The 238-nt window shown below is 32.4% G+C and carries 1 protein-coding gene; it reads right to left on the minus strand.

Going from position 1 to position 238, the window contains the following annotated elements; all coding sequences use genetic code 11:
* On the minus strand, window positions 1-238 hold a 238-nt coding region (locus CAMP5082_RS08400; protein WP_337206447.1), incomplete at both ends, for a methyl-accepting chemotaxis protein.

Genomic DNA, 238 nt, shown 5'->3' on the forward strand with positions numbered 1-238 from the left:
AGCACGTGCAGCTTCAATAGCTGCATTTAATGCAAGTAGGTTAATTTGATCTGCAATATCTCCAATAATAGAAGTAACATTTTTAATTTCTTCACTTTGAGCAATTACTTCACTAGTTTTATGAGATACATTTTGCATAGAAGAAGTAATCTCTTCTAATGCTGCTGCTGTTTCTTCTAAAGAAGAAGCTTGGCTTGATGAAGAATCAGTTAAGTTCTTAACAGCACTTTGTAATTTA

The organism is Campylobacter sp. LMG 17559, assembly GCF_024723605.1.
In the GTDB taxonomy this organism is placed as follows: domain Bacteria; phylum Campylobacterota; class Campylobacteria; order Campylobacterales; family Campylobacteraceae; genus Campylobacter_D.